Consider the following 14,731-nt stretch of genomic DNA (forward strand, 5'->3'; position numbering starts at 1 on the left):
CTTTACCCATTGTTTGCAAAGCACAATATGACACGCAAAATCCTCGTTACCTCTGCCCTGCCCTATGCCAACGGCAGCATCCACCTCGGCCACATGGTCGAACACATCCAAACCGACGTTTGGGTACGCTTCCAAAAACTGTGCGGCCACGAATGCTACTACTGCTGCGCCGACGACACCCACGGCACGCCCGTGATGCTTGCCGCGCAAAAACAAGGCATCGCGCCTGAGGACATGATTGCCAAAGTGCGCGAAGAGCACCTCGCCGACTTTACTGGTTTCGGCATCGGCTACGACAATTATTACAGCACCCATTCCCCTGAAAACAAACAGTTTTCCCAAGACATTTACCGCGCACTGAAAGCCAACGGCAAGATTGAGAGCCGCGTCATCGAGCAGCTTTTCGACCCTGAAAAACAAATGTTCCTGCCCGACCGTTTCGTCAAAGGTGAATGCCCCAAATGCCACGCCCACGACCAATACGGCGACAACTGCGAAGTCTGCGGCACGACCTATTCCCCAACCGAACTGATCAACCCGTATTCCGCTGTTTCCGGTGCCAAACCCGAATTGCGCGAATCCGAACACTTCTTCTTCAAACTGGGCGAATGCGCCGACTTCCTCAAAGCATGGACTTCCGGCAACAATCCGCACGACGGCAAGCCCCATCTGCAACCCGAAGCCCTCAACAAAATGAAAGAATGGCTGGGCGAAGGCGAAGAAACCACCCTGTCCGACTGGGACATTTCCCGCGACGCGCCGTATTTCGGTTTTGAAATCCCCGACGCGCCGGGCAAATACTTCTACGTCTGGCTGGACGCACCCGTCGGCTACATGGCGTCGTTTAAAAACCTGTGCGACCGCATCGGCATCGATTTTGACGAATACTTCAAAGCCGACAGCCAAACCGAGATGTACCACTTCATCGGCAAAGATATTCTCTATTTCCACGCCCTGTTCTGGCCCGCCATGCTGCATTTCTCCGGCCACCGCGCCCCGACCGGCGTGTACGCACACGGCTTTTTGACCGTGGACGGACAAAAAATGTCCAAATCGCGCGGCACCTTCATCACCGCCAAATCCTATCTGGAACAAGGCCTGAACCCCGAGTGGATGCGCTACTACATCGCCGCCAAGCTCAACAGCAAAATCGAAGACATCGATTTGAACCTGCAAGACTTTATCAGCCGCGTCAACAGCGACCTCGTCGGCAAATACGTCAACATCGCCGCCCGCGCGTCAGGTTTCATCGCCAAACGCTTTGAAGGCCGTCTGAAAGACGTTGCCGACAGCGCATTGCTGGCAAAACTGACTGCGCAAAGCGAAGCCATTGCCGAATGCTACGAAAGCCGCGAATACGCCAAAGCCCTGCGCGACATCATGGCCTTGGCAGACATTGTCAACGAATACGTTGATGCCAACAAACCTTGGGAACTGGCGAAACAAGAAGGTCAAGACGCACGCCTGCACGAAGTATGCAGCGAGCTCATCAACGCCTTTACCATGTTAACCGCCTACCTCGCCCCTGTATTGCCGAAAGTGGCCGAAAATGCCGCCAAATTCCTGAATTTGGAAGCCATCACTTGGGCAAATACACGCGAAACCTTAGGCGAACACGCCATCAACAAATACGAACATTTAATGCAACGAGTGGAGCAAAAACAAGTGAACGATTTGATCGAAGCCAACAAACAAAGCATCGCCGCCGCAGCCGCGCCTGCCGCCGAAGAGAGCAAATATGAAAAAGTCGCCGAACAGGCGAGCTTCGACGACTTTATGAAAATCGACATGCGCGTCGCCAAAGTATTGAACTGCGAAGCCGTCGAAGGCAGCACCAAACTCCTAAAATTCGACCTCGATTTCGGTTTTGAAAAACGCATCATCTTCTCCGGCATCGCCGCGTCTTATCCCAACCCAGCCGAATTAAACGGCCGCATGGTTATCGCCGTCGCCAACTTCGCCCCGCGCAAAATGGCAAAATTCGGCGTATCCGAAGGCATGATCCTCTCCGCCGCCACCGACGAGGGCAAACTGAGACTCTTGGATGTGGATGCAGGCGCGCAACCGGGCGACAAAGTCGGTTAAGTAGAAATATCAAAAACAATGCCGTCTGAACCCTTGAGGCCTTCAGACGGCATTGTTTTTCGTCATCTCGACAAGCTCAAACCACCCGGTTTTGCGCCTCGCCTTTCACAAAGGCGTTAATGTTCGCCAACAATATATCGAACAGCCTGTCCAACGCTTCACGGCTTGCCCACGCGGTATGCGGCGTAACAATCAGATTGGGAAGGCGGGTCTTCAACAGGGGATTGCCGCTCCTCGGCGGTTCCTCCGTCAAAACATCGACACCTGCCCCGCCAATCTGCCCGTATTTGAGTGCGGCAAGCAGCGCGTTTTCATCCACAAGCCCGCCGCGCCCGCAATTGATTAAAACCGCGCCGGGCTTCATCTGCCGCAATTCGTTTTCGCCTATCATATTTTCAGTTTGGGCGTTCAGCGGACAGTGCAGCGACAACACATCAGCAGCCTGTACCGCATCTTCAAAGGAAACATAGCCTTCACGCACAGCGGGCGCGTGTTTGTGTTCGGCAAACACCACCCTCATACCGAACGCCTGCGCGTATCCGGCAAGCGTCTGTCCTATATTGCCGCGTCCGAAAACCGCCAGCGTTTTACCGTTCAAATCCCGAATAGGCGCGCCGTAATGACAAAAAACCGGCGACTTCTCCCATAATCCGGCCGCAACATCACGCTGATAGGCAGGCAAATTCCGCATTAACGCAACCATTAGCATAAAGGCATGTTCCGCAACCGATTCGTTTCCGTAGGCGCGGACATTGCATACGGCAATACCAGCCGCCTTCGCAGCCTCAATATCGACATTGTTCACACCGGTCGCACTGACGGCAATCAGCTCAAGCTGAGGATTATCCGCAATAATATCGGCAGAAATGACAACCTTATTGGTGATGACGATGTGCGCACCGCATACGCGTACCGCCGTTTCCGAGGCATCTGTCGTACCGTAAACCGCAAGCTCGTGCGGAAAATCAAAATGAAAAACCCGACCGGGCAAAGTATCCGCATCCAAAACAACAATCTTTTTATGATTCATAATTTCTATCCATATTTGGAAAATGATTTATTTACACTAACGTTAAATAGCAAATTTAAACCACGCAGCCTTATGCTAATCTTTATCATCCCTCCGTAAATTTTCAATTAATTTTTCAATCAAGGAGATGATGATGCTTAAAACCTTGACTTTTGCCGCACTGCATTTCAGCGTCGCCTTCAGTGTAACCTATGTACTGACGGGCAGTATAGGCGTATCGGGGGCGGTCGCGCTGGTCGAACCCCTAATCAACGCCGTCGTTTTCTATTTCCATGAAAAAGCATGGAACCTTTACGAAAAAAATAAAACAGTCCAACAAACACAGCCGTTTCAGCTGCCCCGGTGTAGCTGACGTTTGAGTGGCATTTGACTTCGACGGACGGTATGTTACCCTTGCCGTTTTGACAAACAAGCAACGAAAGGACAGATATGGGCAGCCTGATTATTGAAGATTTGCAAGAAGGCTTCGGCAAAGAGGCGGTAAAGGGTAAAGAAATCACCGTCCACTACACCGGCTGGCTGGAAAACGGAACCAAATTCGACTCCAGCCTCGACCGACGCCAACCGCTGACCATCACGCTCGGCGTCGGACAAGTTATCAAAGGTTGGGACGAAGGCTTCGGCGGCATGAAGGAAGGCGGCAAACGCAAGCTGACCATCCCTTCGGAAATGGGTTACGGCGCACACGGTGCCGGCGGTGTGATTCCCCCGCACGCCACTTTGATATTTGAAGTCGAGCTGTTGAAAGTGTACGAATAAAGCTGCCTGACCCATGCCGTCTGAAACACAAACAAATCGTTTCAGACGGCATTTTGTTTTAAATAAAACATCCGTATTGGCAAATACTATTGAAAAACATAGCCTGTTTTTCCGGTTTTATCGTATCATTCCCCAACTTACCCCATTGATAAGGAAGCGGTTTATGCTGCAAAGAACTTTGGCGAAATCCATCAGCGTTACCGGAGTCGGCCTGCATTCCGGCGAACGGGTCGCTCTGACCCTGCACCCCGCGCCTGAAAACAGCGGGATTTCCTTCCGCCGCACCGATTTGGACGGCGAGATGGGCGAACAAATCAAACTGACCCCTTATTTGATCAACGATACCCGCCTTTCATCCACCATCGTTACCGACAAAGGCGTGCGCGTCGGCACCATCGAACACATCATGTCCGCACTGTCCGCCTACGGTATCGACAATGCGCTGATTGAGTTGAACGCGCCCGAAATCCCGATTATGGACGGCTCCAGCCTGCCGTTTATTTACCTCCTGCAAGATGCGGGCGTTGTCGACCAAAAGGCGCAAAAGCGTTTTTTAAAAATCCTCAAACCCGTCGAAGTCAAAGAAGCGGGAAAATGGGTGCGCTTTACACCGTATGACGGATTTAAAGTTACCCTGACCATCGAATTCGACCATCCGGTTTTCAACCGCAGTTCGCCCACTTTTGAAATCGATTTCGCTGGCAAATCCTACATCGATGAAATCGCACGCGCGCGCACTTTCGGCTTTATGCACGAAGTTGAAATGATGCGTGCCCACAATCTCGGCTTAGGCGGCAATTTGAACAACGCCATCGTGATTGACGACACGGATGTCCTGAATCCTGAAGGCTTGCGCTATCCCGACGAGTTTGTGCGCCATAAAATCCTTGATGCCATCGGCGATTTGTATATCGTCGGGCATCCGCTCATCGGCGCATTCGAAGGCTACAAATCAGGACATGCCATTAACAATGCGCTCTTACGCGCAGTTCTGGCGGACGAGACCGCCTATAAATGGGTCGAATTTTCCAACAGCGAAGACTTGCCGCCTGCATTTCACGACTTAAACCTCAAGAAGTGTGGATAACTTCCAACTTACCTCCCAATGCCGTCTGAACAAGGAAAACCAATGTTTCAGACGGCATTTTATACATCATCATACTTCTATTTTTTATTTATGCACACTAAAATTAAAAATAACACCTTGATTTAATTAAATAACCTCATTTCTCCATAAATTTTCCACCACTTATACACAAGATGGATTTTTTGTTATTTCCGTTTTGAACGTCCTGCATAAATCACCCCGCCACATCCTTTACGAAAGATACAAACACCAGCCAGAGGAACAAAACCGAAAATATCGCTGCATAACAGTAAAGTTATTCACAGGCCTTAAATTCCAAGCAAATCTATCCACAGAAATGCACAAAACCCCTGCTAACTTGCCGACACACAAAATAAAACAACATCCTCTTGAAAATAAATACAAAAAAAAGTTATTCACAGAATGTTTTCAGACTCAATATCATCAGCTTTTTATTATTTAAATTTATATTTAAATTAAATTCCGCAACGCAAGTCTGGCAAAAGCGTAAAGAACCTTTTTCAAAACTTTAAACGTTAAATATTGTTAAATGGATGTAAATCAGGTAGAGTTGAAGTTGATAAATTAAATCAATGATGGAGCTTCCAGGAATGAAAGGCAATCTGGGTTTAATCGGTTTGGCCGTTATGGGACAAAACTTGATTCTGAATATGAACGATCATGGTTTTAAGGTTGTTGCCTATAACCGGACTGTTTCTAAAGTTGACGAATTTTTAAAAGGTGCTGCACAAGGTACGGATGTTATCGGCGCATATTCGTTGCAGGACTTGGTTGATAAACTGGAAAAACCAAGAAAAATTATGCTGATGGTTAAGGCAGGTTCGGTGGTTGACGACTTTATCGAACAGCTGTTGCCGCTTTTGGATAAGGGCGATATCATCATTGACGGAGGAAATGCCAATTATCCGGATACAAACAGACGCACCCGTTACCTTTCCGGAAAAGGTATTTTGTTTGTCGGCATGGGGGTCTCCGGCGGAGAGGAAGGCGCGCGGCACGGCCCGTCTATCATGCCGGGCGGAGATGAGCGTGCATGGGAAGCTGTTAAACCGATTTTCCAGGCGATTGCCGCGAAAACCCCTCAAGGTGAGCCGTGTTGCGATTGGGTCGGCAGGGATGGGGCGGGACATTTCGTCAAAATGGTACACAACGGTATCGAATACGGCGATATGCAGTTGATTTGCGAGGCATACCAATTTATGAAAGACGGCTTGGGTATGTCCCACGAAGAGATGCATCAAGTATTCGCCGAATGGAATCAAACCGAGCTTAACTCGTATCTTATTGAAATTACGGCATCCATTTTGGCGTACAAAGACGAGGGAGGCGAACCGCTGGTTGAAAAAATCCTCGATACGGCAGGACAAAAGGGAACGGGGAAATGGACGGGTATCAATGCGCTGGATTTAGGTATTCCGCTGACGCTGATTTCAGAAGCTGTGTTTGCCCGTTGTGTTTCTTCGCTGAAAGAACAGCGTACTCAAAACAGTAAATTGTTCAGACAAAAAGTTTTCCCTGTGGATGGGGATAAAAAACAATGGGTCGACAATTTGCGCCAAGCATTGCTTGCATCAAAAATAATTTCGTATGCGCAAGGATTTATGCTGATTCGGGAAGCGGGAGAAACCTATAACTGGAATTTAAACTACGGCAAAACGGCCTTGCTCTGGCGCGAGGGGTGCATCATTCGCAGCGCATTCTTAAGCAATATCCGCGATGCCTATGAAAACAATCCGGATTTGGTGTTTTTAGGTACTGATCCCTACTTTAAAAATATTTTGGAAACATGCCTTCCGGCATGGCGAAAAGTGGTTGCCAAGGCAATCGAATGCGGTATCCCCATGCCGTGCATGGCTTCCGCCGTTACGTTTTTAGACGGCTATACGTCTGAACGGCTGCCTGCCAACCTGCTGCAGGCGCAACGCGACTATTTCGGTGCGCATACGTATGAGCGGACCGATAAACCGAGAGGCGAGTTTTTCCATACGAATTGGACGGGCAAAGGCGGAGATACCGCTTCGACGACGTACGATATTTAAAACTGTTTCAGGATATGCCGTCTGAACCGTTCAGACGGCATTTGTTTTACGGAAAATTTTAATGTTTCAATGGCTTTATGATGTGTTGTGGCGATTTGTGCCGGTATTGATACGGCACCGGCTTCGCAAACGGGCGGAGAAATCGCCGGCGTATGGGGAAAATTGGGGGGAACGCTTCGGCAAACCGCATCCGCATCCGGTTAGCGGTGCGATTTGGATACATGCGGTGTCTGTCGGTGAAACGCGTGCCGCCTTACCGCTGGTGAATGAGTTAAGGCTGCGTTTTCCCGGCGTGCCGCTGCTGATTACCCAGATGACACCGACAGGGCGGGAAACGGCTCAGGCGGTGTTTCCTGATGCGCAATGCCGTTACCTGCCTTATGACAGGAAGGCATGGGTGAGGCAGTTTTTGCGCGAACACCGCCCTTTGTTCGGCGTGTTGATGGAAACAGAAATCTGGCCCAACCTGATGACGGCGTGTCGGGAGGAAGGGATTCCGCTGTTTTTGGCAAATGCAAGGCTGTCGGAAAAATCTCTGGAAGGATATTTAAAAATACTCAGCCTGATCCGTCCTGTAGCAGCTTCATTGTCCGGCTGCCTGGCTCAGACGGAGGCGGATGCCGCCCGCTTGATGCGGATAGGCGTACGGGAAAGCAGTGTGTGCGGCAATACCAAATACGACATGATGCCGTCTGAATGTATGAATATACTGGCGGATAAATTTAAAAAACGAATCGGAAGCCGTCCGGTTGCCGTGTGCGGCAGCACGCGCGTATACAAAGGGGAGGACGAGGTGGAGAAACTGTTGGCGGCATGGCGGAAATATCGCGGAAATGCACTTTTGGTTATTGTCCCACGGCATCCCGAGCATTTTCAGACGGCATTTGAAACGGCAGAACGCTTCGGGTTTAAGGTTCAACGGCGCAGCGACGGTTTGCCGGTGGCGGCCGATACGCAGGTCTGGATAGGGGACAGTATGGGGGAGTTGCATGCGTATTATTTAAGTGCCGATGTCGCCTTTGTCGGAGGAAGCTTGGTGGATTCCGGCTGTCAAAACATCATCGAACCGCTTTCTTGTCATGTTCCTACGATATTCGGCTTTTCTACTTACAACTTTGCCCAGGCATGCAGCCATGCACTGGAGGCCGGTGCGGCAATCCAGGTAGATTCTGCAGACGGATGGCGTGAGGCGGTCGAATTGGTATTGGAACAAGGAGGAAGCGGCGCACCGATGAGTGAGCGTATCGAAAAATTCATTTCCCAACATCGCGGGGCCAGTGGGAGAATGGCGGAAGTGATTTGCCAGTCAGTGCGAAATGCGGATTCCGTATGCGAGTGATACAATCGGCATTCACAGATTTAGGTAGGGGTATCGTATGAGCATTTATGCCGTTGCGCACATTGTCCACCTGTATTGCGCCATTGCCTTTGTCGGAGGCGTATTTTTTGAAATGCTGGTGTTGTCCGTCCTGCATACAGGCAGGGTGTCCAGGGAGTCGCGGCGGGAAGTGGAAAAAGCCATGTCTTACCGCGCCGTTAGGGTGATGCCGGCAGTGGTCGGACTCTTGTTTGCCAGCGGCATCGTGATGGCGGCAAACCGTTATCTTCCTGTATTGGGTGAACCGTTTGCCACATCCTTCGGTACGATGCTGGCCTTGAAAATCCTGCTTGCGTGCAGCGTGTTGGTGCACTTTGCCATAGCTGTCGTCAAAATGGCGCGCTCCACGTTAACTGTGAGGTGGTCGAAATACATACACGCCGTTGTCTTTACCCATATGCTGCTGATTGTGTTTTTGGCGAAGGCCATGTTTTATCTCAGCTGGTGAATAAAATCCTCAAAATAGGAGATTGAATAATGTCTGAATTCCCCGAAGTCGGGACGCCGTTGTTTTACGGCGTTTTTTTTACCGCCGTATTGCTTATGGTTGCTGTCGATATGTTTTCACTGAGGAAAAACGGCAGCCATAAAGTCAGCATCAAGGAAGCGTTGGCGTGGAGCGGATTGTGGGTTGCCGTATCCTGCCTGTTTGCCGGATGGCTGTATATCGAGCTTGCCGGCAATCCCATGTATGGAGCCGCAGTAGCTAAAGAAAAAGTTTTAGAGTTTTTTACCGGATATATTTTGGAAAAGTCGCTGGCGGTGGACAATATATTCGTATTCCTGATGATTTTCGGCTATTTTAAAGTTGCTCCGAAGTATCAGCACCGTGTTTTGCTGTACGGCGTATTAGGGGCATTGGTTTTGCGTGCCGTAATGATTTTTATCGGTGCGGCACTGGTTCGGCAGTTTGAATGGATACTTTACCTTTTTGGCGCGTTCCTGCTGTACACGGGCATACGCATGATGAAGTCAGAGGATGATGAAGAAGACTTGTCCGGCAACCGGCTGTTGGGTGTTGTGAAGAAAATTATTCCCGTCGGCTCTGAATTTCACGGAGATAAATTTTTCACCATCGAAAACGGCAAAAAAATAGCCACTCCGCTGTTTTTAGTTTTAATCATGACTGAGTTGAGCGATGTTATATTTGCGGTGGACAGCATACCGGCGGTTTTTGCGGTAACCACAGACCCGTTCATCGTGTTGACATCCAATATTTTTGCCGTTTTGGGTTTGAGGGCGATGTATTTCCTTCTGGCAGATGTCGCGGAACGTTTTGTATTCCTGAAATATGGATTGGCATTTGTTTTGAGTTTCATCGGTCTGAAAATGCTGATGATGCATTGGGTACACATCCCGATTTCCATTTCTTTGTCGGTGGTGTTCGGCGCATTGGGCGCGTCGATATTGACATCATTAATTTATACGAAAAAACAGGTTGATAAATAAAAATGCCGTCTGAATTCCTGAGAGGGGTTGACAACAACTAAGCTGATATATAAAATTCAAAAATTACTGGGTCGTTAGCTCAGTCGGTAGAGCAGCGGACTTTTAATCCGTTGGTCGAGCGTTCGAATCGCTCACGACCCACCAGATAAAATAAAAAAGCCGGGCTTTAAAGCTCGGCTTTTTTATTTGTTTCTTTAATGTAATGCTAAAAATAGCCGGTATTTCACCAAATTCTTTTCAGTACAACGTATCGGCGGTAAAAATCCTTTATAATTCTGCCATTCGGAAAATATACCTTATTCAGGGAGATACCTCCCGAGATTATCATGGAAGAACAAACGTGGATAAACTGAAAATCTCCGCAAACGGGCCGCTCAACGGCGAAATTACAGTTTCCGGTGCAAAAAATGCAGCTTTACCGCTGATGTGTGCCGGCTTGCTGACATCAGGTACGCTCCGCCTGAAAAACGTCCCCATGCTGGCTGATGTCAAAACCACGCAAAAACTGCTTCAAGGGATGGGCGCACGCGTTCTGACCGACAATATCAGCGAATTTGAAATCAACGGAGGTACGGTAAACAATACCTGCGCCCCTTACGAATTGGTCAGAACCATGCGCGCCTCAATTTTGGTACTCGGCCCTACGCTGGCGCGTTTCGGTGAGGCGCAAGTCAGTCTGCCAGGCGGTTGTGCCATCGGTTCCCGTCCTGTCGACCAGCATTTGAAAGGTTTGGAAGCGATGGGTGCTGAGATTGTTATCGAACACGGTTACGTCAAAGCCAAGGGTAAGCTTAAAGGCACGCGTGTGGCAATGGATGTGGTAACGGTCGGCGGTACGGAAAACCTGCTGATGGCGGCTACTCTGGCCGAGGGTACGACGGTTTTGGAAAATTGCGCCATTGAGCCCGAGGTGGTTGATTTGGCTGAATGCCTGATAAAGATGGGAGCGAAAATCAGCGGTATAGGAACCTCAACCATGATTGTGGAAGGGGTGGATGAGTTGCACGGCTGCGAACACAGCGTTGTCCCCGACCGGATTGAAGCGGGTACGTTCCTGTGCGCGGTGGCAATGACCGGCGGCAAGGTGGTTTTGCGAAATGCCGCACCGAAAACCATGGAAGTGGTTTTGGACAAATTGGTCGAGGCCGGGGCGTTAATCGAAGTCGGAGACGATTGGATTGCCATCGATATGCGTCAACGTCCGAGGGCGGTGGACATCCGTACGGTCGTCCATCCCGGCTTTCCTACCGATATGCAGGCGCAGTTCATGGCGTTGAATGCCGTGTCTGAGGGAAGCTGCCGTGTGGTGGAGACAATTTTTGAAAACCGCTTTATGCACGTTCCGGAGTTAAACCGGATGGGGGCAAAAATAACGACCGAGGGTAATACGGCATTTGTCCAAGGGGTGGAGCAGCTTTCCGGTGCGGTCGTCAAGGCGACGGACTTGCGCGCTTCCGCCAGCCTTGTTATCGCCGGTTTGGTGGCACGGGGGGAAACTGTGGTCGAACAGATTTACCACTTGGATCGCGGTTATGAAAATATTGAGAAAAAGCTCGGTAAAGTCGGTGCGACAATCGAGCGCATCTCCGGATAAATGTTTCGTCATGCCGTCTGAAACAATTCAGACGGCATGATTCGTTCCCCTACAATAAAACCTATTTGGAAAAAAGGACTTATGATGGCATTTCTGAAGCTGACCGAACAAAATGTTCAAGGCAAAACCGTCCTCATCCGCGCCGATATGAACGTGCCGTTCAAAGACGGCAAAATCAGCGACGACACCCGTATCCGCGCCTCACTCGCGTCCATCAAATACTGCTTGGACAACGGCGCGTCCGTTATCGTGATGACCCACTTGGGCCGTCCGACCGAAGGCGAGTTCCATCCTGAAGACGATGTCGCGCCCGTTGCCGCGCATTTGGGCGGTCTGTTGGGCAAAGAAGTGAAAGTATTGAATGACTGGCGTGAAAACAAACCCAGCCTGAACGCTGGCGATGTCGTCATGCTGCAAAACGTGCGCATCAACAAAGGCGAGAAGAAAAACGATTTGGAACTGGGCAAAGCCTATGCCGCCTTGTGCGACGTGTTCGTCAATGACGCGTTCGGCACCGCCCACCGCGCCCAAGCTTCGACTGAAGCCGTCGCCCAAGCCGCGCCCGTTGCCTGCGCCGGCGTATTGATGGCGGGCGAACTCGACGCTTTGGGCAAAGCCCTGAAAGAGCCTGCGCGCCCTATGGTGGCGATTGTTGCCGGCAGCAAAGTGTCCACCAAACTGACCATCCTTGAATCGCTGGCGGACAAAGTCGACCAACTCATCGTCGGCGGTGGCATCGCCAATACCTTCCTGTTGGCGGAAGGCAAAGCCATCGGCAAATCGCTGGCGGAACATGATTTGGTGGAAGAATCCAAAAAAATCATGGCGAAAATGGCGGCCAAAGGCGGCTCCGTACCGCTGCCGACTGATGTCGTCGTTGCCAAAGCCTTTGCCGCCGATGCGGAAGCTGTGGTGAAAGACATTGCCGATGTTGCCGAAGACGATATGATTTTGGACATCGGCCCGAAATCCGCCGCCTCGCTTGCCGAGTTGCTCAAAGCCGCAGGCACGGTGGTGTGGAACGGTCCAGTCGGCGTGTTTGAGTTTGACCAGTTCGCAGGCGGCACGAAAGCCCTTGCCGAAGCCATCGCCCAAAGTAAAGCGTTCTCGATTGCGGGCGGCGGCGATACGCTGGCGGCGATTGCCAAGTTTGGCGTTACCGACCAAATCGGCTACATCTCCACCGGCGGCGGAGCGTTCCTTGAGTTCTTGGAAGGTAAAGAGCTGCCAGCCGTAGCCGCTTTGGAAAAACGCGGCGAGTAAACGGTTTGATATAAAAAAATGCCGTCTGAAACCATTTCGTTTCAGACGGCATTTTGTATGGCGGTTATTGTGCTTTGGCATTCCATTCTGCCGGTGTGGCGGCAACCGAAATGGAAAGTGCGTGCAGTTCATTGCTTTCCAGTTGGGCTTTAAGCCCGTCTTTAATCAGGCGGTGGCGTGCAAGGCGTGCTTTGCCTTCAAATTCTGATGAAACGATGACAGCGAAAAAATGGTGTCCGTCGCCTTCTACTTCGATATGTTCGCATTTTGCCACGCCTTCAATCATGGCTTTTACTTGTTCCGGGGTCAGCATGGTAGGTTCCTTGTTGGAAAAATGCGCCATTATACTGGCAAATTGAAATGCCGTCTGAAAACGGCTTCAGACGGCATTTTATCGGGATTATTTTCTGGCTTTAAAACCGAGCAGGTGTTGGGTGGTGGCAAGCCATGCCCCTAATATCCCCAGTGCGACGACGAAGCCGAACACCAGCGCGATTTCTCCCGGGTAGAAGAAACGCCAGCCGATATTAAGCCCATAGGGTTTGAAGATGGCATCGACCAACGGGCGCACGGCGGAGAGCAGCCAGCCGCAAAGCCCCAGGCTGACGGCGGCGGAAAGAATGCTCTGCCACATGGCTTGATAAAGGAATGGGCGGCGGATAAACGATGCGGGCGCGCCGAGCAGCTTGGTAATTTCAATTTCTTCTTTGCGGCTGAGGATTTGCAGGCGGATGGTGTTGTGTGCGACAAGGACGAACGCCATCCCCAGCGTCAGTGAAAGAAACCATAAAATTTTACGGATGAATTCGTTGATTTGGTACAGTGTCTGTACCCATTCCGTATCCATGTTGGCGGATTCGACCATAGGCAGTTTGGTAATGTCCCGGTAGATTGCCTGCATTTGGTCGGGAGTAGTTGCCGGGTCGGGGGTAACGATAAAGACATCCGGCAGGGGGTTGCCGTCAAGCATGGAAATCAGATTTTGGTCGAGATTGGACTGTAATTCTTCCAAACCGTCTTCTTTGCTGATAAAGCGGATGTTGTCGAGCCGTTTGTCGCGCGTCAGCAGGCTGCGCACGGTCTCGCTGTCGCTTTGTGCGGCGGCGGTTTCCATATAGATTGTGATTTGCGGTGACTCGTTGAGTTTGCCTAAAACGCTTTGTCCGCTTTGGATGCCCAAATACATAAACAGCGGCAGCGTCATGGCGACGGCGAGCATCAGGAGGGTCAGTATCGTGCCGACAGGTTGGCGCATGAGTTGTTTGAGTGCGGTGCGTGCGGATTCGACGTGCAGCGAGACGTAGTGAATGATGCTCATGCGAGACGTCCTTTCGAGAGGCGCAGGATGCGGTGTCCGTAGTCCGCCATAAGGGTTTCGTCATGGGCGGCAACAATGACGGTGGTTCCTGCTTCGTGGAAGGTTTTGAACAATTCCATGATGTCGAGCGCGTAGGCGCGGTCGAGGTTGGCCGAGGGTTCGTCGGCAATCAGCAGGCTGGGCTGGTGAACGACGGCTCGGGCAATGCACAGACGTTGTTGTTCACCGCCCGAGAGGGTTACGGGATCGTCCAATTCCCGCCCTTTCAAGCCGACTTTTTCAATGGCGATGCGGGCGCGTTCTTCTGCTTTGCGCGGTTGATAACCAATAATCCGCAGCGGGAGGATGACGTTTTGCAGGACGTTGCGGTCGTAGAGGATTTTGTGGTCTTGGAACACGATGCCGATATGTTGGCGCATAAAGCCGATTTGGTTGTCGGTCAGGGTGCCGAGGTCTTGTTTGTTGAAGTGGACTTTGCCCCTGCTTGGTTTGGTAATGCCCGAAATTAGCTTGAGGACGGTGGATTTGCCTGAACCGGAGTGTCCTGCAATAAAAATCATCTCGCCTTTGTTGATTTGGAAGCTGACATTTTTCAGGGCTTCAAAACCGCCGGGATAGGTTTTGGAAACTTGTTCGAAACGGATCATGAGAGTTCCTATAGAGGGGCATACCGTATCAGGTTATTTGCCTGAAAATGGGGGGGGGGAG

14 protein-coding genes and 1 tRNA gene are annotated in these 14,731 nt (G+C 50.7%); 11 read left to right on the forward strand and 4 right to left on the reverse strand.

The features are described from left to right. Positions 1 to 27: 27 nt before the first annotated feature. On the forward strand, positions 28 to 2,085 hold the full coding sequence (gene metG, locus BBW69_RS08875; RefSeq protein ID WP_188211067.1) for a methionine--tRNA ligase: 2,058 nt from the start codon (positions 28 to 30) through the stop codon (positions 2,083 to 2,085). Between the two features lie 76 nt (positions 2,086 to 2,161). Here the strand turns inward: metG and BBW69_RS08880 are convergent, their stop codons facing one another. Next, positions 2,162 to 3,115 carry a D-2-hydroxyacid dehydrogenase gene (locus BBW69_RS08880; protein ID WP_188211068.1) on the reverse strand — a complete coding sequence of 318 codons (954 nt, stop codon included), beginning with the start codon at positions 3,113 to 3,115 and terminating at the stop codon, positions 2,162 to 2,164. 133 nt (positions 3,116 to 3,248) lie between these two features. On the opposite strand from BBW69_RS08880, the gene BBW69_RS08885 reads away from it, so the two are divergent. The 10 genes from BBW69_RS08885 to BBW69_RS08930 all read left to right on the forward strand — a co-directional run bounded on the left by BBW69_RS08885 (position 3,249) and on the right by BBW69_RS08930 (position 12,705). After that, positions 3,249 to 3,467, forward strand: coding sequence for a DUF2061 domain-containing protein (locus BBW69_RS08885; RefSeq protein WP_188211069.1), 219 nt, complete (start codon positions 3,249 to 3,251; stop codon positions 3,465 to 3,467). 77 nt (positions 3,468 to 3,544) lie between these two features. Then, complete coding sequence (locus BBW69_RS08890; RefSeq protein WP_002240914.1) at positions 3,545 to 3,874, forward strand: FKBP-type peptidyl-prolyl cis-trans isomerase; 330 nt, start codon at positions 3,545 to 3,547, stop codon at positions 3,872 to 3,874. A gap of 163 nt (positions 3,875 to 4,037) precedes the next feature. Then, entirely contained in the window at positions 4,038 to 4,961 is a 924-nt protein-coding gene (gene lpxC, locus BBW69_RS08895) for a UDP-3-O-acyl-N-acetylglucosamine deacetylase (protein ID WP_188211070.1), read from the forward strand. A gap of 611 nt (positions 4,962 to 5,572) precedes the next feature. Next, the gene (gene gnd / locus BBW69_RS08900) at positions 5,573 to 7,021 is read left to right on the forward strand and encodes a decarboxylating NADP(+)-dependent phosphogluconate dehydrogenase (RefSeq protein WP_188211071.1); all 1,449 of its coding nucleotides are present in this window, start codon (positions 5,573 to 5,575) and stop codon (positions 7,019 to 7,021) included. A gap of 61 nt (positions 7,022 to 7,082) precedes the next feature. After that, complete coding sequence (waaA, locus tag BBW69_RS08905) at positions 7,083 to 8,360, forward strand: lipid IV(A) 3-deoxy-D-manno-octulosonic acid transferase (protein WP_188211072.1); 1,278 nt, start codon at positions 7,083 to 7,085, stop codon at positions 8,358 to 8,360. Between the two features lie 37 nt (positions 8,361 to 8,397). Then, positions 8,398 to 8,847 (forward strand): CopD family copper resistance protein, encoded by a 450-nt coding sequence (locus BBW69_RS08910; protein WP_003678456.1) that lies wholly within the window; start codon positions 8,398 to 8,400, stop codon positions 8,845 to 8,847. A gap of 29 nt (positions 8,848 to 8,876) precedes the next feature. Next, complete coding sequence (locus BBW69_RS08915; RefSeq protein WP_188211073.1) at positions 8,877 to 9,848, forward strand: TerC family protein; 972 nt, start codon at positions 8,877 to 8,879, stop codon at positions 9,846 to 9,848. 68 nt (positions 9,849 to 9,916) lie between these two features. Beyond that, positions 9,917 to 9,992 (forward strand) — tRNA-Lys (locus BBW69_RS08920). A gap of 196 nt (positions 9,993 to 10,188) precedes the next feature. Continuing rightward, a complete protein-coding gene (murA, locus tag BBW69_RS08925; protein ID WP_188211074.1) occupies positions 10,189 to 11,442 on the forward strand; it encodes a UDP-N-acetylglucosamine 1-carboxyvinyltransferase in 1,254 nt (417 codons plus the stop codon). Positions 11,443 to 11,526: 84 nt separating this feature from the next. After that, entirely contained in the window at positions 11,527 to 12,705 is a 1,179-nt protein-coding gene (locus BBW69_RS08930; protein ID WP_188211134.1) for a phosphoglycerate kinase, read from the forward strand. A 64-nt stretch (positions 12,706 to 12,769) separates the two neighbouring features. Here BBW69_RS08930 and BBW69_RS08935 read toward each other — a convergent pair whose 3' ends face one another. From BBW69_RS08935 to ftsE, 3 genes are all read right to left on the reverse strand, one after another. Then, positions 12,770 to 13,018, reverse strand: coding sequence for a BolA family protein (locus tag BBW69_RS08935; RefSeq protein ID WP_002218280.1), 249 nt, complete (start codon positions 13,016 to 13,018; stop codon positions 12,770 to 12,772). 87 nt (positions 13,019 to 13,105) lie between these two features. Then, a complete protein-coding gene (ftsX, locus tag BBW69_RS08940; protein WP_107960999.1) occupies positions 13,106 to 14,023 on the reverse strand; it encodes a permease-like cell division protein FtsX in 918 nt (305 codons plus the stop codon). Beyond that, positions 14,020 to 14,670 carry a cell division ATP-binding protein FtsE gene (ftsE, locus tag BBW69_RS08945; RefSeq protein ID WP_111727491.1) on the reverse strand — a complete coding sequence of 217 codons (651 nt, stop codon included), beginning with the start codon at positions 14,668 to 14,670 and terminating at the stop codon, positions 14,020 to 14,022. Before ftsE ends, ftsX begins: the two co-directional genes overlap by 4 nt. Positions 14,671 to 14,731: the final 61 nt, after the last annotated feature.

It is taken from the genome of Neisseria sp. RH3002v2f, from assembly GCF_014596375.1.
Lineage (GTDB): Bacteria > Pseudomonadota > Gammaproteobacteria > Burkholderiales > Neisseriaceae > Neisseria > Neisseria cinerea.

Bases quoted from the DNA above. Each gene is read 5' to 3' on its own strand.
- metG (WP_188211067.1), top strand. From the start codon at position 28: ATGACACGCAAAATCCTCGTTACCTCTGCCCTGCCCTATGCCAACGGC.
- BBW69_RS08880 (WP_188211068.1), bottom strand. From the start codon at position 3,115: ATGAATCATAAAAAGATTGTTGTTTTGGATGCGGATACTTTGCCCGGT.
- BBW69_RS08885 (WP_188211069.1), top strand. From the start codon at position 3,249: ATGCTTAAAACCTTGACTTTTGCCGCACTGCATTTCAGCGTCGCCTTC.
- BBW69_RS08890 (WP_002240914.1), top strand. From the start codon at position 3,545: ATGGGCAGCCTGATTATTGAAGATTTGCAAGAAGGCTTCGGCAAAGAG.
- lpxC (WP_188211070.1), top strand. From the start codon at position 4,038: ATGCTGCAAAGAACTTTGGCGAAATCCATCAGCGTTACCGGAGTCGGC.
- gnd (WP_188211071.1), top strand. From the start codon at position 5,573: ATGAAAGGCAATCTGGGTTTAATCGGTTTGGCCGTTATGGGACAAAAC.
- waaA (WP_188211072.1), top strand. From the start codon at position 7,083: ATGTTTCAATGGCTTTATGATGTGTTGTGGCGATTTGTGCCGGTATTG.
- BBW69_RS08910 (WP_003678456.1), top strand. From the start codon at position 8,398: ATGAGCATTTATGCCGTTGCGCACATTGTCCACCTGTATTGCGCCATT.
- BBW69_RS08915 (WP_188211073.1), top strand. From the start codon at position 8,877: ATGTCTGAATTCCCCGAAGTCGGGACGCCGTTGTTTTACGGCGTTTTT.
- BBW69_RS08930 (WP_188211134.1), top strand. From the start codon at position 11,527: ATGGCATTTCTGAAGCTGACCGAACAAAATGTTCAAGGCAAAACCGTC.
- BBW69_RS08935 (WP_002218280.1), bottom strand. From the start codon at position 13,018: ATGCTGACCCCGGAACAAGTAAAAGCCATGATTGAAGGCGTGGCAAAA.
- ftsX (WP_107960999.1), bottom strand. From the start codon at position 14,023: ATGAGCATCATTCACTACGTCTCGCTGCACGTCGAATCCGCACGCACC.
- ftsE (WP_111727491.1), bottom strand. From the start codon at position 14,670: ATGATCCGTTTCGAACAAGTTTCCAAAACCTATCCCGGCGGTTTTGAA.